At 63.0% G+C, this 17,647-nt stretch carries 8 protein-coding genes; 1 reads left to right on the forward strand and 7 read right to left on the reverse strand.

The window, feature by feature from the left end:
* Positions 1 to 22: 22 nt before the first annotated feature.
* The 7 genes from NUW13_02995 to NUW13_03025 all read right to left on the reverse strand — a co-directional run bounded on the left by NUW13_02995 (position 23) and on the right by NUW13_03025 (position 7,993).
* Positions 23 to 1,306 carry a putative lipid II flippase FtsW gene (locus tag NUW13_02995; protein MCR4437997.1) on the reverse strand — a complete coding sequence of 428 codons (1,284 nt, stop codon included), beginning with the start codon at positions 1,304 to 1,306 and terminating at the stop codon, positions 23 to 25.
* Positions 1,307 to 1,312: 6 nt separating this feature from the next.
* Positions 1,313 to 2,404 (reverse strand): phospho-N-acetylmuramoyl-pentapeptide-transferase, encoded by a 1,092-nt coding sequence (gene mraY, locus NUW13_03000; protein MCR4437998.1) that lies wholly within the window; start codon positions 2,402 to 2,404, stop codon positions 1,313 to 1,315.
* Between the two features lie 12 nt (positions 2,405 to 2,416).
* Entirely contained in the window at positions 2,417 to 3,868 is a 1,452-nt protein-coding gene (locus NUW13_03005; protein MCR4437999.1) for a UDP-N-acetylmuramoyl-tripeptide--D-alanyl-D-alanine ligase, read from the reverse strand.
* Entirely contained in the window at positions 3,852 to 5,993 is a 2,142-nt protein-coding gene (locus NUW13_03010; protein MCR4438000.1) for a penicillin-binding transpeptidase domain-containing protein, read from the reverse strand. Before NUW13_03010 ends, NUW13_03005 begins: the two co-directional genes overlap by 17 nt.
* 88 nt (positions 5,994 to 6,081) lie before the next feature.
* A complete protein-coding gene (locus tag NUW13_03015) occupies positions 6,082 to 6,300 on the reverse strand; it encodes a hypothetical protein (protein ID MCR4438001.1) in 219 nt (72 codons plus the stop codon).
* Positions 6,301 to 6,516: 216 nt separating this feature from the next.
* Positions 6,517 to 7,443: a 16S rRNA (cytosine(1402)-N(4))-methyltransferase RsmH gene (gene rsmH / locus NUW13_03020; protein MCR4438002.1), complete on the reverse strand. Its 927-nt coding sequence runs from the start codon at positions 7,441 to 7,443 to the stop codon at positions 6,517 to 6,519.
* Positions 7,444 to 7,459: 16 nt separating this feature from the next.
* Positions 7,460 to 7,993: a division/cell wall cluster transcriptional repressor MraZ gene (locus tag NUW13_03025; protein ID MCR4438003.1), complete on the reverse strand. Its 534-nt coding sequence runs from the start codon at positions 7,991 to 7,993 to the stop codon at positions 7,460 to 7,462.
* 554 nt (positions 7,994 to 8,547) lie between these two features.
* Between NUW13_03025 and NUW13_03030 the strand changes: the two genes are divergently transcribed.
* Complete coding sequence (locus NUW13_03030) at positions 8,548 to 17,142, forward strand: Ig-like domain-containing protein (GenBank protein MCR4438004.1); 8,595 nt, start codon at positions 8,548 to 8,550, stop codon at positions 17,140 to 17,142.
* Positions 17,143 to 17,647 lie beyond the last annotated feature (505 nt).

Genomic DNA, 17,647 nt, shown 5'->3' on the forward strand with positions numbered 1-17,647 from the left:
CCTTCTGCCCAGGGAACGATGCCTAACGCGCCCAGGGCCTGATCTTCGCCGCAGTGGTTGGCCTGCCCACAGGCAAGCCCCTGCGCCGCAGGCGCTCCCGGTACGCAGCAGCACTCAGATACCCTTCCGCCCCCTCAATTGATTCGCGAGAAATGGCCAGCAACACCCCAACTGCCAACATGTTCACCACTGTGGCCGTCCCGCCGTAGCTAATGAACGGCAGCGGCAAACCACTGGTCGGGGCCATGCCGGTCACCACTAACATGTTTACCACCGCGTAGAGCGCGATGCTGGCCGTCAACCCCATGGCGATCAAGCGGGCGTCTGCAGAGCACGCGCGCACGGCGATGCGTATGCCGCGCCAGAGGACCACCGCGAACAGCCCTACCACGGCCAGCGTTCCCACCAGTCCGAACTCCTCGCCGATGATGGCAAATACAAAATCGCTGAAGGCCATGGGCAAGAAGCTGTACTTCAGCGCCCCGCGGCCGGGCCGGAACCGCAACAATCCACCGTCTGCCATGCCGGCAAGCGAAGCGGTGACCTGAGTGTTTGCCCCTGCGCCCTCTATCCCTATGCCACATCTGGACGCAAGCCAGCCGAAAATTCTGGACTGAAAGTGCCCGAACACGACCATGAGCACCACTGCCGCCGACAGAGCGGTGGCCCCGCTGACCAGCACCACATTTCGCTCCACCCCGGCAAACACCAGCATCAACAGGAACACAATCACCATGAGCCCGGCGGTGTCGATGTCCGGCTGCATCGCCACCAGCCCGGCGACCACACCCGTGGCCGCGAAGGCCAGGACCAGATGCCGGACACTATCTTCTTGATCGCGCTTGTTCCTCCAGTCGCCCAACTTTGTCGCCACGAAAACCACCAGGGCAAAGCGGGCGATTTCCGAAGGCTCGAACGTGAACCCTGCGATGCGCAACCAGCGCTTGCCGCCGTGCACCGACACGCCCCAGGCCAGCACGCACACCAGCAGGATTATGCTCACCGCGAGCAGTCCGTCTGCGATTTTCGGCCAATGCCGGGGTGGCAGATGCACCACCCCCACCAGCACCAGTCCTCCCACCAGCAGCCGAAACAAGTGGCTCTTGAAAAAGAAGTGCGGGTCGTTCCGCTGCAACGCCGCCGTATGCGAGCTCGCAGAGTAGACCTCAATCAACCCCACGGCCAAGAGAATCGCTACCGCCAACAGCAGCACATAGTCGAATCCTGTTACGCCCTCGTCGAAGATTGGCAAGGTCCAGAAGCGACGCCTCTTGTTCGGCAGCAGCCGTTGCGGGGTGTGGCGCATGTGAACCTACCGCACCTTGAACGTGGCCAGACTGAGGAGCACTAACAAGATGCCGATGATCCAGAAGCGCACCACCATCTTGGGCTCCGGCCAGGCCTTCTCGCCAATCTCGAAGTGGTGGTGCAGAGGCGCCATGCGAAAGACCCTGCGCCCGGTCCTCTTAAAGACCGCCACCTGCACCATCACCGAAATGCTCTCCGCCATGAATACCCCGCAGATGATCGGCAGGAGCAGCTCTTTCTTTATCAAAATGGCCATAGTGGCCAACGAAGCGCCAAGGCTCAGCGCGCCCGTGTCGCCCATGAACACCTCGGCCGGATAGGCATTGAACCAGAGGAAACCCAGGCAGGCGCCGACGAGAGCCGCCGCGTAGACCATCAGCTCGCCGGCACCGGGCAGATAGGTGATGTTCAGGTAGCGCGAAAAGTCCACCCGCCCGGTCACGTAGGCGATTACCCCAAATGCCGCCGCCGCAATTCCGCTGAGGCCGATACACAGACCGTCAGCCCCGTCGGCAAGATTGGCCGAGTTGCTGGTGGCAGTGATGATGAAGACCACCACGGGAATGTACAAGACCCCGAAATCGACCAGGTAGTTCTTGAAGAAGGGCAGCGTGGTCGCCGAGCGCACGTCCGCAACAGGCGGAAAAAAGTAGAGCACCGACCCCACGATGCACCCCAAGAGCACTTGGCCAGCAATCTTGTAGCGGCCTATCAGCCCTTTGGGCAGCTTCTTGACCACCTTGAGATAGTCGTCCAGAAAGCCCACGCCGCCCATGAAGACGGTGGCCAACAGCACCAGGAGCACGTACACATTGTCCAAACGGCACCAGAGGAGCAGAGGTATGACCGTCGCCACTATGATGATGATCCCGCCGAAGGTGGGGGTTCCCTGCTTCTTGAGGTGCGTCTTCGGGCCGTCCGGGCGCACCTCCTGGCCCAGGTGTAGCTCCCGCGCCTTTCTAATGACGTAGGGCCCAAGAAAAAACGCGATGAACAGCGCCGTTATTGCCGCGCCGCCAGCCCGGAAGGACTGGTAGCGGAACACGTTCAGTCCCGAGATATGCTCTCGCAGTGGAAAGAGAAGGTGGAAAAGCATAGCGCCTCTCAGCTAAACCTTGCTGCGCAACCTTGCCCGCACACCCTCCACCACTTCCTCCATCCTCATCCCTCGCGACCCCTTGACCAGCACGATGTCCCCTTCCCCCAATATCGCCATCAGGCTCTGCGTGAGGGCTTCTTTGTCAGCAAAGTGCTCTGCCTGCACCCCGCCGTGCCTGGCGACCCTGGCAACCTCTCGCGAAGCTTCCCCAAAGGTAAGAAGTACGTCGATGCCGTTCTCCACGACCAACTCGCCCAGACGCCGGTGAGCCGCTTCGCTGGCCTGGCCCAGCTCCAACATATCGGCGAGCACGGCGATGCGTTTGGCTCCTGCTGCGACCGGCATCTCTCGTACGAACTCCAGCGCGGCCTTGGCCGACCGCAAGTTGCTGTTATAGGCATCATCAACGATGCGGATGCCGCCTGCCTCGATGATTTCTAAGCGCTCGGGCACCCGTTCTACTTCCTCCAGCCCCGCCTTGATCTCCCGGAGAGGCACGCCGAGCTCGAGTCCCACCGCCGCTGCGGCCAAGGCGTTGCTCACCACGTGCCTGCCAGGGATGCGCAAGTGAATCAAGTTCCTCTTGAGCACAAAGCGCGCGCAACCCCGCTCGTCCAGCCCGCGGAAGTGCCCCTTCACGTCGGCCTGCTTCTCCAGGCCAAAGGTGACGGTGCGGCTCACCGGCATGCGCTGCCTCGCCAACAACGGATCATCGGCATTGTAGATGCCAACCCTCTCTCCGACCAGCCCTTCAAAGAGCTCCATCTTTGCCCTGAGCACCCCCTCACGGGTGCCGAAGAACTCCAGATGGGCCTCCGCTATGCCGAGAATGACGCCGTACTCCGGCTCGGCCATGCGGCAGAGCGCCGCGATCTCGCCGAAGTGGTTGGTGCCCATTTCGAGCACCACCGCCTGGTGGTGCGGCCGTATCTCCAACAAGGTGAGCGCCACGCCGATGGCGTTGTTGAACGACTTTTTGCTCTTCAGCGTGGCATAGCGCCTTGCCAGTACGGCGGCCATCAGCTCCTTGCTGGTGGTCTTGCCCACTGAGCCAGTCACTGCCACCACCGGCAGCGAGAAGCGCCGACGATGGTAGTGAGCGATGTGCCCTAAAGCTGCCAGCGTGTCGGACACGCCGATGAGCAGCGCTCCAGGGAGCTCGCCGACCAGGCGAGGTAGCGCGTCGTTGCGCACCACTGCCGCCACTGCACCTCGCGCGAACGCCTCAGCCACAAACTGGTGGCCATCGAAGCGCTCCCCCTTGAGCGCGATGAACAGGTCGCCCGCCCCGACCGTGCGACTATCGGTGCTGACGTTGCGAATCTGTTGGCGGAGAGAGGCGTGCGGCCCAAGATACCCCTCAGCCGCGCCGCAGCAGTGCACCACCTCCCCGATGCGCAACCCAACGGTGTCGTTCTGCAGGGTCAGGACGGAGCTCTCCCTCTCACCAGCGCGGCGCATCAACAAGTGCCACCCCGGACTGGCATTCCAAGGTACACCGCCCGCCGCGACGGATCTCCTCGCCTGGCGCTGGGTGCTGGCGAACAACTCGCCCGGCACCGCTCACGTCGACATGCACGCCGAGCAGCCGAAGACGGTTGACCGCCTCGCGAGCAGTGAGCCCGATGACCCGCGGCATGAGGAGGCGCTCGCCCGTCTCCGCTTCCCTCGCTTCCGCGCCCAACTCCAGCACGATGGTCGAACCAATTGCCACCTGAGCGCCCGGCTCAGGATACTGTTTCTGGACGAACTCTCCCCTGCCCTGCCACTGGGCACGCAGCCCCAACTCACGCAGCACCGCCCTGCAGGTTGAAACGTCACGATGCTGTAACACCGGCACGGCCACCAGCGTCGCCCGCGAGGGAGCGGGTATCTCTTCGGGCGCCTCCACCGGTGGCGTCACCTCCTGCTCGCCACGCCACTTTAGGATGCGCTGCAGGATCCTCTTGAACGTCGGCGCGGCCACGTCGGCCGCGTAGTACTGGCCCTTGGGATCGTCCACGACCACCAGGATGCAGAGTTCAGCCTTGCCGATCTCCGCTGGGTAATAGCCGACGAACGAGGAAAGGTAACGTTCTTCGTGGCCGAGGCCCTGCGGTTTCACTTTGCGCGCAGTGCCTGTCTTGCCGGCGATCTTATGCCCGGGTATCTGCGCCTTCCGCCCGGTGCCGTGGTCCACTACGTCAACAAGGATCTCGTTTAGCATCTGCGCCGTGGCCTCGGAGATAACACGCCGCACCGCCTCTGGTTCTCCAAGGCTGAGGTCCTCTTTGCCGTCGCGCACCGTCCCGAGCACCACTTTCGGACGCATGAGCACGCCGCCATTTGCCACGGCGGCGTAGGCCATGGCCACCTGCAGCGGCGTGACGGCAATCTCGTACCCGTAGCTCATGGCCGCAGGCGTAAAAGCGCTCCATTGGTTCAGATTGGGCACGATGCCGCGCGCCTCGCCCTTCAGTTCTATGCCCGTGGCCGTGCCAAAACCGAAGTTGCGCTCGTAGCGGAGCAGAAGCTCGGGAAGTACCTTCAGTCCGATCTTGGCAATGCCTATGTTGCTGGAGTTAACCAGCACTTCGCGCACGGTGAGCCAGCTGTAGGGTTCGTGGTCTTCGATAGTCTGTCCCAAGACCCGGTAGCGCCCATTTTCGCAAAAGACCGTCTCCTCAGGCGTGCGCAGATGCTCCTCGAACACGAGGGCCATGGGAACGAGCTTCATCACCGAGCCGAGCTCGTACGCATCGGTGATGGGCCGCAGTCGCCACAAGTCGGGATGCACCTTGGTCCCTTCGCTGGGGTCAAAGAGGGGTGCGCATGCTAAGGCCAAAAGATGGCCGGTCTGAGGCTCCACCACTACCGCGCACGCCGCCGCGGCGTCGAATTGGCGCACGGCTTCTAACAGCTCCTCCTCGCAGATGCGCTGCACCACGCGGTGGATGGTGAGGATGAGCGTCTCCCCCGGCACTGGGTCCACCTGCGGTGCCCCCGGCATGCGGAAGACGCGCCCCTGGGCGTCAAGGTGGAGGTGGGCGAGGCCGGGTTTGCCGTGCAGACGGTCATCCCAGGCGTACTCGATACCGGCCAGCCCGCGGTTGTCCACGTCGGTGAAGCCCAAGAGATGGCAAGCGGTGGTGCCGAAAGGATAGGCGCGGCGCCATTCGTCGACCACGCGCACCTGGAGCAAGCCGAGGCCGCGCACGCGGTCGCCCACCTCAGCCGACAGCCTCCGCCCCAGCCAGACAAAGGAGCCGCCCCGGGCCAGTTTGGCCTGCAGGGCATCCGGTGATTGGCCCAAGATGGGCCCCAGCTGCCGCACCACCAGCGTGGGGTTGCCGCTCTGGCGCAGGTCATATCCCACCGAGGCCGCCGGCTTGTTGATGACCAAGCGCACCCCTTCGCGGTCGAGTATCTCGCCGCGCCTCGGTTCCAACTTGCTCAGCCGCACGAGCGGCATCTTCTGTCTGTAGGCCTTAGGTCTGATGAGCTGCACCTCCACCAGCCGGCCGGCCACCAGCACCAACGCCAACGTGACCAGCCAGCCAAAGCGCACACAGCTGACAATGTCCTCGCACCTCTCCTGTCTTGTCACGTGCCTCAGCACCACATGCACCTTTCCACCGCATTACCGAGAAAGAGGGAGCCGGGACCATGACCTACCATCTGCCCTATTCTACACCTTATCGACCGCTGCTCTGCCGCTCATCTTCCTCGATCAGAGGGCGCAGGCTGGACGGCACCACCAGGTTGCGCTTGCCGTAGAAACCGAGGTTGAGCTCGCGCGCCGCCTGCCCGGTAATGTAATCAAAGCTGACCAGCCTCCCCCTGGTCTCTTCGAGCTGCGCCACTTCCTTGCTGAGGACTTCCACCCGCTTCTGGTGCGAGGCAATCTGCCGCATGAGCCCCTGGGCGTGGACCAACTGCCATACATACAAGAGAACCGCGGCACAGCATAACGCCACCAGCGCCAACCAACGTGCGACCCTGTGCCGCTGCTGCTGCAAACGCTGCCGCGCAATTCGTGAACCCGGGTGAGCAGGGCGTCTTGTGCCTGTGGCGATGAGCATGGTCGCGGATCCTGACTCCTCAAGAGAACTCCCTGCCGCTTTGGTGCCCTACGGAAGCCGTTCAGCCGCCCGCAACTTTGCTCCCCTGCTGCGCGGATTTCGTCGCCTCTCCTCAACCGAAGGCACTAATGGCCGCTTGGTAAGCACCCGCATGGTTGGCTGCCTGCCACAGACGCACCTCGGCAGCGAGGGCGGGCAAATGCACCCCTTTTGCTGCTCGAGGAGAAAGGTCTTGACAATCCGATCGCTGATTGACTCATACGACAGCACCACCACGCGCCCTCCTGCCCTCAGGAGGCTGGGTACCTGCTCCACAGCCTGGCGCAAGGCCTCGTGTTCGCGATTGACCGCCATGCGCAGCGCCTGAAAACAGCGCGACAGCGTCTTCACCTGGTGGGGGCCAGGCACGGTAGCGCGAATTATCGCCGCCAATTGGGTCGTGCTCCGAATGGGTTCCCTCTTTCTGGCGCGCACGATGGCAGCGGCAATGCGCCGGGCGTGTCGCTCCTCACCCAACGTGTGCAGGAGGGACGCCAGCTCTTCCTCGGAGCTGCGCGCGATGATGGTCTCGGCGGTAGTGGTATGACTGGTGTCCATGCGCATGTCCAACGGCCCCTCGAAGCGATAAGAGAAGCCACGCGCTGCGCTGTCCAGCTGGTAACTGCTCACCCCGAGGTCGAAGAGGATGCCGTCGACCCGGTCGATGCCAAGCTCGGCAAGCACCCGTCCCACGTCACGGAAATCGCCCTGCCGCAAGATGACTTGCGAGCCGAACTGTCGTAGCGCTTCTTGTGCAGCTGCCAGGGCGTCCCCATCCAAGTCAATCCCCACCACGCACACCCCAGGGCCGAGTCTCGGCAGCAAAATGCACTCATACCCGCCGCCGCCTATGGTCGCATCAACGTACACGCCCTGCGGCCGCTGCAGCCAGTAGCGCGCAACTGCCTCAACAAGTACAGGCTCATGGAATTGCACGGGCAGACCAACGACCTCATGCCCTCTCTTCAGTCGGCACGGGCCCGTTCCCCAGTTCCGGAGCCCCTCTGGCATGCACCAGATTGCCGAACATCTCCGCGAACTCTTGCTCCACCTCTTGAATTGCCTGCTGGAGCAAGCTCGGGTTCCACACTTCCAGGTGGTCTACCACCCCGCCGACAATCGCCTCGTCTTCGATGTGCGCATGTTCGCGCAAGTTCGCTGGCAGAGGTATTCTTCCCTGTGGATCGAACTGCACCAGCATGCTGGGCATCGCCCACCGACGATTGAAGCGATACTTCTGCTTGAGATTGCCCCACTGGCTCTCGAATAACTCGGTGAGACGCGCCCACTCATCCAGAGGATAGGCATAAATGCACGGCTCGATGCCCTGCATGAGGATCAAGCCGTCCCGGGATTCAACCGAAAGGAGCGCACGGAACTTTGCGGGGATGCTGATGCGACCCTTCTGGTCGACGGCAACCTTGCTGTAGCCCTGGAATTCCGTGTAAAGCGACTGCGAAGGGTCTTTTGTCTGCACGATCGGCATGGCGCGCGCCCACGGAGTGGTAACCGTTCCCAATCCTTCCTAAGTCTGGGCAAATATAAGCAAAAGTTCCCAAGCTGTCAAGCAAAATCTCGCGTTTTCTCCAAGAATTAGCGAAAATTCCTGTCCATTTTTTGGTCACTTGCCTGGTGAAGAAGCGACATGGCAAGGTTAGAGTTCCCGGCATGGATGTCCCTCGCCCGTACCGCACGTCACCAAGGGGCTCAGTCGGGCAGCAGCAAGGAGCTGTTCTTCCTGCATCTTCCCACTCCGCAAACTGAACCCGCTGGGGGTAATGATACGACCGGTATGAAGTGCCTGGCCCGCTTTGCACTCCGCGGCGTGTTGGCCCCAATTTTGCCCCAGAGGTGGCAAAGCATTCAGCGCGAGGGCTTTGAGCACATTTTCACCGGCAGGTGACCAAAGAAAGCGAACGCCTGTCTCACGGTGAAACGGATTACCCGGTGCGCACCGACGCCGAGGGCGCCCCCAGGTACCAGCACCGGTCAGGGTCGAACTGAATAGACGAGACGAGTGGCAAAGGAGAGCTATCCATCATGCACAGAGGGCGGTCGTGGGCACGATTGGTCTTGACAGCCGGCTTGTTATTCAGCTCACTGGCAGCACAGGGCTTGGCCCAAACGCGCATCATGCCAGTGGGCAACTCCATTACCGACGGCAGATACGGCAGCTCCGACGGACTCGGGTTTCGCAATGACCTCTATGCACGGCTGCGCGACGCTGGGCTGAGCTTCGATTTTGTCGGTGGCACCGGGACGCCGCCGTACGAGGGGTACTTCTTTCCCGGCGCACGCATAGAGGAACTCTACATTGGTGGGTTCGGCACGGGCGCCCGTGACATCGCGCCGGACATGAACAACTATGCCCCTGAGTACATTCTCCTCCACATCGGCACGAACAACATAAGCAACACTGAGACGGCGGCCCCTTATTCCAACGACCGCGGGCAGACCTTCCTCAACACCGCCTCCGGGAAACTGGCGGAACTCCTTGCCTACCTGGCGCGCTGGAAAACCGGAGCATACGGCTCCAGCCTCAAGAAAATTGTGCTCTGCAAGATCATCCCGAAGGTAGCCTACCCCGACCAAATCGCCCTTTTCAACCAAGAGGTGGCCAAGATCGTCACCGACTCGGAGCAAGGGAGGATCCCTACCATTCCTGCCGGCACACTCTACCTCGTTGACCAGTACTCCCCGTTTGACGTGGCCACCATGATGTCTGCGGATGGCATCCATCCGAACGACGTGGGCTACAGCAAGATGGCCGACGTCTACTTCAATGCACTGGCTTCCATCCTCCTGCCAGGCGACAACTTCAATCGAACATCCCTGGGGCCCTATTGGACGGCAGACCCTGAGTATCGCATCGTCAACAATGAGCTGGCCAATACTTCCAGCGACAATGTGTGGGGGCACTTGGCGGTCTACAATCTCGCCAGCAACGCCAATGACGTCTCTTTCCAGTGGGGTGCTGCGGCGCCGCAAGAGGGCATTGACCAGGGCGGCTTTGCCCTGCTGCTGAATGCCGCCTCGGTAAATGCCGATGGCTACCTGCTCTTCCGGCGCACCAATGGCACTATAAGCCTGTGGACCATCGCTGGCGGCGTGCCGGGTCACAGCGTCGCTTCTGCCACCGGCAGCCAATCGGCGCCGCGTGCCGGCGATGTGATGCGCGTGCTGGTGAGCACCAGCCCGGCTGGTCACCATTTTGACCTGTACATCAACGGCCGCTACGACGGCCGCGTCACCGATACCGCCAAAGAAAAGGGCAACAGTGCCAACAAGTACGCCGGCATCATGTTGAAGGGCGGGTACAACACCAGCATCGACAACTTCTTTGCCCGCACCACTCTGGATGTGACCCCGCCAGCAGCGATCACCAACCTCGGCATTGCCGGCCTCAGCTCCATGGCGGTGACGCTCACCTGGACTGCTCCCGGCGATGACGGCAACGTGGGCACGGCATCATCCTACGTCATCAAGTACCTAGATCAACCGATAACTGCGGCCAACTTTGCCTCTGCGGTAACTGTGCTCAACCCTCCGGTCCCCAAGGCTGCCGGCTCGGTGGAGACATACGAGGTAAAAGGGCTGCTCTCCAACAAGACGTACTTCTTTGCCATAAAGGCCGTGGATGAGGCGGGCAACGTCAGCGATCTATCCAACATCGTCTCGGCGGTGACGCCTGGCCAAGCGACACTTGCCACCTTCACCGACGACTTTGAGCGCGAGTCCTTGGGCGCCAATTGGTCAGCACACTCCGCGTACGCCATCGTCAACGGCGACTTAGCAAACACCTCGCCCACCTATGCCTGGGGCTACATGGCCGTGCTCAATAACCGGGATAACCCAGAGGAAGCCTCCATCAAGTGGGCAAACAACGCGGATGCCACCGGCATAAGGGAAGGTGGCTTAGCCCTGATGCTGAACGCACCCATGCCTACTGCCAGCGGCTACCTTGTCTGGAAGGACGGGAAATACGTGCGGCTTTGGACAGTCACCTATGGCAACCCGGGGCAAACCGTTGCCAACGTGGAGGGCCTTCTGCCGCAGCCTGGGCCTGGGGATGTGTTCAAGGTCAAGATGTCCACCTCTGTCTCCGGGCACCACTTTGACGTGTTCATCAACGACCAGTTCGACGCCCGGGTCTCGGACACGAACAAGCTGCAGGGCAACGCCACCACCAAGTACGCAGGAGTCTATCTCAAGGGTGGGCTGAACAACAACGTCGCCGAGTTCTCAGTGGCCGTACCTCTGGGTGATCCGTCGATCCTGGTTGTGGCCGCCGGCAACCAGCAGGGCGGCCCGGTGGGTACCAGGCTGCCCGTTCCCTTGACCGCCCAGGTGACCGACCGCAACGGTTACCCGGTCTCGGGCGTCTACGTGGACTTTAAACTGGCCTCGGGCCAGGGCTTCCTGAGCACCGATTCCGTGAGCTTTAACGGGTACATCTGGATGGAGGCTGAGGAGGGGATTGTCACTCCACCGATGGTAAAGGCTTTTGACCCGAACGCCTCGGGCGGGGCGTATGTTCATGTGCCGGACGGAACCGGAGCAAACGCAGGGAAGGTCACCTTCACAGTCTATTTGCCTGTCTCTGGAACTTTCTATTTGTGGGGCAGGGGACTCGGTCCCTCGGGCACCTCCGATTCGTTCTGGTCTTATGCCGACGACGGCACGGCCGAAATCTTCAGCCTGCAGAGCCAGACGACGTGGGGGTGGCGGCGCCGCACCACGCCCTTGGCCCTCAGTGCCGGGGTGCACACCATCGTGTTTGAGAATCGCGAAGATGGCACACTCTTGGACAAAATCCTGTTGACCAACGTCAGCACCTTCACCCCGTCGGGCCTGGGCGGCATTACGCCGCCTTTGACCAACGTTTCCAACACCTCTGGCTTTGCCTACAGCTATCTCACTCTCGGCACGCAGGCAGGCCAGGTCACGGTCAATGCCACAGCTTCCTACAAGGGGACGCCCCTTTCTGGGAGTCCTGCCCAGTTCGTGGCCTATGCCACCAGCAGCACACCGACGCCGCTCCGCTACGTGTCCGGCAACGGCCAGACCGGCCCTGCGGGCCAGCCTCTGCCGGCGCCGTTCGTGGTGGAAGCAAGGGACTCCTACAACAACCCGGTCGTGAACTTGCCGGTGCTCTTCGAGGTAGTGGAAGGCGAGGGCAGGCTTTCAGAGGCACAGCCGGTGTTCACCGGCGCGAACGGCCGCGCCGCCACGGTGCTCACGTTGGGGACGACGCAATTCAAAAACGTGGTGCGGGCGTCATCGCCCGGGGTGAGTGGCGCCCCGGTGGAGTTCACCGCCTATGCCACCTCGGGCATCCCCACAGAAATCCAGTACGTGAGCGGCAACTACCAGACAGGGGTTGTCGGCAGCCAGCTGGCCCAGCCCTTAGTGGTGCGTGTGCTCGACAATTTGGGTGACCCGCGGCCGGGATGGCCTGTGGTTTTTCGCATTCAGACTGGCGATGGAGCTCTGGATGGTGGCATCGACAGCCTCTCGGTGTTCACTTCGCAAGAGGGCTTGGCGCAGGCAGTATGGACGTTGGGTACCAAGGCAGGCATTGCCAACAACATCGTCGCCGCTGTGGCTACTCACGGCGATAGCCTGCTCGCCGGAGCACCCGTCCTGTTCCAGGCGTCGGCCTCCGCCGCGGCGCCGCACGGCCTGCAGATGATCTCCGGCGACCACCAGTCCGCCCCCATCGGCTGGGAGCTTGACCAGCCGCTGAGTGTCCTGGTCGTCGACCGCTTCGGCAACCCGGTGACAGGATGCAAGGTCAGGTTCGAAGTGACCGTAGGCACGGCATCCTTCGCGGGCAGCACCTTCCTTGAGGTCACTACCGACCAGAATGGTATCGCCCAGGCGGTCCTTACGATGGGCAACATCCCTGGGCAGGAGAACCGCGTCGAAGTGCGAGGGGCGAGCCAGGCGCTCGTCGGTGAACCCGTGGGGTTCCGGGCCACCGCCACCGAGGGCGTGGCCAGCCATATTTACAAGATTTCTGGCGACCAACAGACCGCCACAGTGGGCACCCTCCTGCCTCGGCCGCTGGTGGTGCAGGTGAAGGACATATTCGGCAACGTGCGGCCAGGCCACACCGTGCACTTTACCGTCACCGCAGGCGATGCACGCATCGCTGGCGCCACCAGCAGCGACGTGGTGACCGACCAGCAGGGACTCGCGCAAGTCAACGTGACGGTGGGCACCACCGCGGGCGCAAATCTCTACTCCATCGCCGCCTCCTCCCAGGACATCCGCGGCCGGCCCCTGGTGGGCTCTCCGGTCCTCTTCACCGCCTCCGCGACACCAGGGGCACCGGCGCAGCTTGCCAAAATTTCGGGGGACGGCCAGAGCGCGCCGGTCAATACTGCCCTGGAACAGCCACTGAAGGTCCGCGTCACCGACCAATACGGCAATGGGGTCTCCGGCGTCAACGTCCTCTTTCAGGTCCTCTCGGGTGCAGGCTCCATTGAGGGGGTGCGGCAAAAGACCGTGCCGGTGAACAGCCAGGGCTATGCCCAGGTGGTCCTCACCCTTGGCTCGGTAGCCGGCACGGACAATGTAGTACAGGCCAGCGTGACCATTGCCGGCCAGCACTTGGCCGGTTCGCCGGTCACCTTCCGCGCGACCGCGCTCCCAGGGGCAGCAGCAGGCCTGGTGCGCGTGTCGGGGAATAATCAGACAGGAAAAGCAGGCTCCAGGCTGCCACAGCCCTTCGTGGTGCGCGTGCGCGACCAGTGGGACAACCCTGTGCCCAACTTCCCGGTGCGCTTTACGGTGGCAGCTGGCGGTGGCAACATTGACAGCCTTTCCTTTAAAGACGTGCTGACCGATTCGACAGGGCAGGCACGTGCGTACCTCACCCTCGGCACGGTGGCCGGCACATTCAACCACAAGGTGACCGTCACCGGGCAGGGTTTGTCCGGTTCGGTGGACTTTTTTGCCTCGGCCACTGCCGACAACCCGCATCGCCTGGTGCAAGTCTCAGGCGATGGGCAGACGGCGATGGCCGGGACGCGCCTCACCTCGCCATTCGTGGTGCGAGTGGTCGACCGCTTCGACAACCCCATCGCGGCGCACAGTGTCATCTTCACCGTGCTCCAAGGGGGCGGCACCATCGACGGCGTCGCTGAGCGGACAGTTGCTACCAACGCAACCGGTTACACGCAGGTCTTTTTGACGCTGGGCACGGCTCCAGGCAGCCAGGTCGTGCAGGCACGTGCCTCCTACGCAGGGACAAACCTGCAAGGCTCGCCAGCGGTCTTTACCGCTACCGCGACAGGGGCTCCTCCGGCGCGCATGGCCCAGCACTCCGGCAACGGCCAAGTCGGTGTCGTCGGCAACTTCTTGTCAATGCCGGTGAAGGTGCTGGTGACCGATCAGTACGGCTATCCCGTGCCTGGCCACACGGTCACCTTCTCCGTGGTAAGCGGCGGAGGTGCGCTTGGTCCGGCACAAGCGGCCACTGCTGCGGTCGTGACAGATGCTGTGGGGATCGCACAGATGACCTGGCGGCTGGGTCCTGAGGCCGGCATCGACAACAACGTCGTGCACGCCACTGCCACTTACCAGGGAGTGGCGCTCACCGGCTCCCCGGTGGTGTTCACCGCCTCGGCGCGCACCTCTGCTGCACGGACTATTCTGATCGAGTCCGGCAACAATCAGATCGGCGTGGTGGGCAGACCTCTGCCCGGCGCGCTCAGGGTCAAGGCAGTCGATGCGGATAGCAGCCCGGTAGCAGGGCACCCGGCGACCTTCCGCGTGATCTCCGGCGGGGGCAAACTCAACGGCAACGACACCACGGCAGTGCGCACCACGGGGAGCGATGGCATTGCGGAGGTGACCCTGACCCTCGGGCCGAGAACGGGAACAGCCAACAATGTGGTGCAAGCCACGGCTACCGATGGCCTCAATCCGCTGGCTGGCTCGCCGCTGAGCTTCATCGCCTCCGCCCTTCCGGACGTACCCAGCTCTTCGGCATCCTCGGTCACGGCCACTTCGCCGGTTCCCGCGGACGGCGTAAGCCAGTCGCTGATTACTGTGACCTTGCGTGACACCTTCAACAACCCCGTGCCCGGCCGAGTGGTGAGCATCTTGGCTTCGGGCAGCGGGAACACCCTCACCCAGCCGAGCGCCCCCACCGATGCACAGGGAAGGGCCACGGCAGCCTTAGCCTCGACAAAGGCAGGGCAAAAGACCGTCCGGGCACGCGTGGAAAACGACAATGTGCTTCTCGCCGACTCTGCGATTGTGACCTTCACGCCTCTGTCGGCCAGCAAGATCGCCTACCACGACGGGAACAATCAAGTGGCCAATGTGGGCACGGCGGCCAGTAAGCCGTTGGCCGTCCTGGTCACCGATCGCAACGACAACCCCGTGAGCGGCCACCAGGTGCAGTTTGTCGTCATCTCCGGCGGCGGGCGCATTGTGGAAGTGCAGCCGATAGCCACCAATGGCGACGGTATCGCCCGTGCCACTCTTGTGGTGGGGCGCAATCCCGGCAGCAATGTCGTGGACGTGTACGCGCTGGGCTTGAGCGGCTCGCCCGTGCGCTTCCAGTGCCAGGGGGTTATCCCGGTGCCTTCCACGCTGCTGAAACTTGCCGGCGACAACCAGACGGGCCCGGTCAATGCTGCGCTGCCCGACCCGTTCAAGGTGAAGGTGCTCGACACACAGGGACGGCCGGTATGGGGCGCGCCGGTCACCTTTGCCTGCACCACCTCGCCTGCCGGCGAATGGCTCACGCAAGTGCCGGATACGAGTGACGAGTACGGGGTTGCTCAGGCTTCCTACCGTCTCAGCACTCGTGCCGGAGTCAACAGCATCAGGGCAAGCACGCCGGGAGTGAGCACCTGGGTAGCCTTTACGGCCACCGGCATTGCCGGCCAGGCAGCAAAGCTCACGCAAGAACCCTTCCCCACCGAAGGGACCGTCGGCCAGGTCTTGCTTGGGCCGCTGCGTGTGCGAGTCACCGACACCTACGCCAACCCCGTGGCGGGATTCCCGGTGGAATTCAGCGTGGTGAGCGACCAAGGGGCCGTGCTCAATCAGCAACCCTCCATCTCGGATACTTCAGGAATCGCCTCAGCGACGGTGATTCTGGGAACCACGGCCGGGTCCAACATCTTCAAGGCTCTGGCTCCTGGACTGAGCGGTTCGCCCGTGTACTTTGTGGTCAACGGCGAGGCGGGGCCGGCTGCCTCCATGGCCAAGCACGCTGGGGACGCACAAATCGGCACGCCGGGGATGCCCCTGCCCTCTCCCCTGCAGGTCATCCTCAAGGACCGCTATGGCAATCCGGTGCCGAACACCACGGTGAACTTTGTGGCCGCCACAGGCGGTGGTTCCTTCGTGGAGGAGCAGCCGGTGCGCAGCGACCAGCAGGGCATCGCCGCCGCGCGTTGGGTGCTGGGCAGTGCCCTTGGAATGCAGACGGCGTGGGCCGTGAAGGCCGGAGTGAGCGGTTCGCCGTTGGTCTTCCAGGCAACTGCGGTAGCCAATGCCTTCCCCATCATCACGTTCGTCGGCGACACGGTACGGTACGAGGCCGAACCGGTGATGGTGCGAGTGCAGGTCTCCGATCTAGATGGCGACCCGGTCACCCTGAACGTCACTGGTCTACCACCGGGAGCAACGTTCGACCCCGCCACCGGCGTGCTGAGCTGGCAGCCCACCTACGAGCAGGCCGGCACGTATCCCATCACTTTCACGGCGCAAGACAACAAGGGGGCGACCACGACGCGCGTGCTCACCCTTGTGATACTGAACAAGAACCGGTTGCCCGTCATCGTCGCCTTCTCACCTCCGGAGAAACAGTTGTCCTTGGAGCAAGGACAGACCCGCCGCTTCAGCATATCCGCGCGCGATCCAGATGGCGACCCGCTCCATTTCCTCTGGAAGGTGAACGGAACCACCGCGGGGTACGATACCACCTATCTCCTGGTAGCGGCGCAATGGTTCCCCGGGCACTACGCGGTTACTGCCTACGTTTTTGACGATAGTGACACCACCTCAGAGAGCTGGAGCGTGGACATCCGCACGGCGGTGGAACTGGTGGCGTTTTCGGCCCAGGTGGTGCCTTACCAGGGGGTGACCATATCCTGGAAGACCGCCTACGAGGTGGGCAACGTGGGATTCCAGATACTGCGCAGCGTGACTGTTGCTGGGCCCTACGAAGCCCTGAACTCTGAGCTGGTTCCGCCGCGCCCAGATCGCACCTACAGCTTTGCAGACGTCACGGCGAAAGTCGGGCAGACCTACCACTACCGGCTTGCCGATGTGGACGCCATGGGCAGGACTACCCTTCATCCGCCGCTCACCGTGGTCGTGCCCGTGCCCGCGCAGTACAAGCTTTGCCAGAACTTCCCCAATCCGTTCAATCCGGTCACCACGCTCCGCTATGAGCTGCCCAAGTGCGAGGCGGTGCGGCTCCTGGTGTTCGACGTGATGGGCAGGGTGGTACGGACGCTGGTGGACCGGCAGCAAGAGCCAGGCTACCACACCGTCACCTGGGATGGCCGCAACGAGGTCGGCCAGTCAGTCGGCTCGGGCGTCTACTACGTGCGCCTGGAGGCCGGTGACTTCCGCGCGGTGGTGAAGATGGCGCTGGTGCGGTAGGCAGCCGGGGCAAGGCAGGTTGGGGGGCCAGGGTAGAGGTGTGCCGGCTGAGCAGGCGGTTGCGCGCGTGCCCAGGCCGCTGGCGTTGGGGGAGTTTGGGCCAACCAGGAAACCCGCAGGGCGGGGCCAACAAGCTCCGCACCCGCATCCAAGGAGTCCGTACCCGAACTGCTTCCGCCCCCCCCGGCAGCGGGGCACCACTGCCCCAGATGGAAGCAAAATGCCTGCAAAATATCTTGCATTACAACGAATGCTTTCGTATATTGCGCCGGCTTCCATTATGACAGGCCGTGGCAGCAGCGCGCCCTTTGCCGCATCGCGCGGACGACTTTGCGGAGGCGCAGGGTAGCCTCCTTACGGGCGCGATGGCGCTGCGCCCCAGACAACGGCGGGGCACAAGCACCTCCTCCTGGTGCCCCGTGCGGTGTTGGCAGACAACGCGTTGCAACGGACGAGCGAGTACAAGCCGCGCCGGATGCCGGTGGCCAAGGCGAGGGGGCATGTT

The sequence above is a fragment of the candidate division KSB1 bacterium genome (genome assembly GCA_024655945.1).
Taxonomy (GTDB): domain Bacteria; phylum Zhuqueibacterota; class Zhuqueibacteria; order JANLFK01; family Oleimicrobiaceae; genus Oleimicrobium.

Coding starts and splice junctions, on each gene's coding strand:
- NUW13_02995 (MCR4437997.1), bottom strand. CDS start 1,306: ATGCGCCACACCCCGCAACGGCTGCTGCCGAACAAGAGGCGTCGCTTC.
- mraY (MCR4437998.1), bottom strand. CDS start 2,404: ATGCTTTTCCACCTTCTCTTTCCACTGCGAGAGCATATCTCGGGACTG.
- NUW13_03005 (MCR4437999.1), bottom strand. CDS start 3,868: ATGCGCCGCGCTGGTGAGAGGGAGAGCTCCGTCCTGACCCTGCAGAAC.
- NUW13_03015 (MCR4438001.1), bottom strand. CDS start 6,300: ATGCGGCAGATTGCCTCGCACCAGAAGCGGGTGGAAGTCCTCAGCAAG.
- NUW13_03025 (MCR4438003.1), bottom strand. CDS start 7,993: ATGCCGATCGTGCAGACAAAAGACCCTTCGCAGTCGCTTTACACGGAA.
- NUW13_03030 (MCR4438004.1), top strand. CDS start 8,548: ATGCACAGAGGGCGGTCGTGGGCACGATTGGTCTTGACAGCCGGCTTG.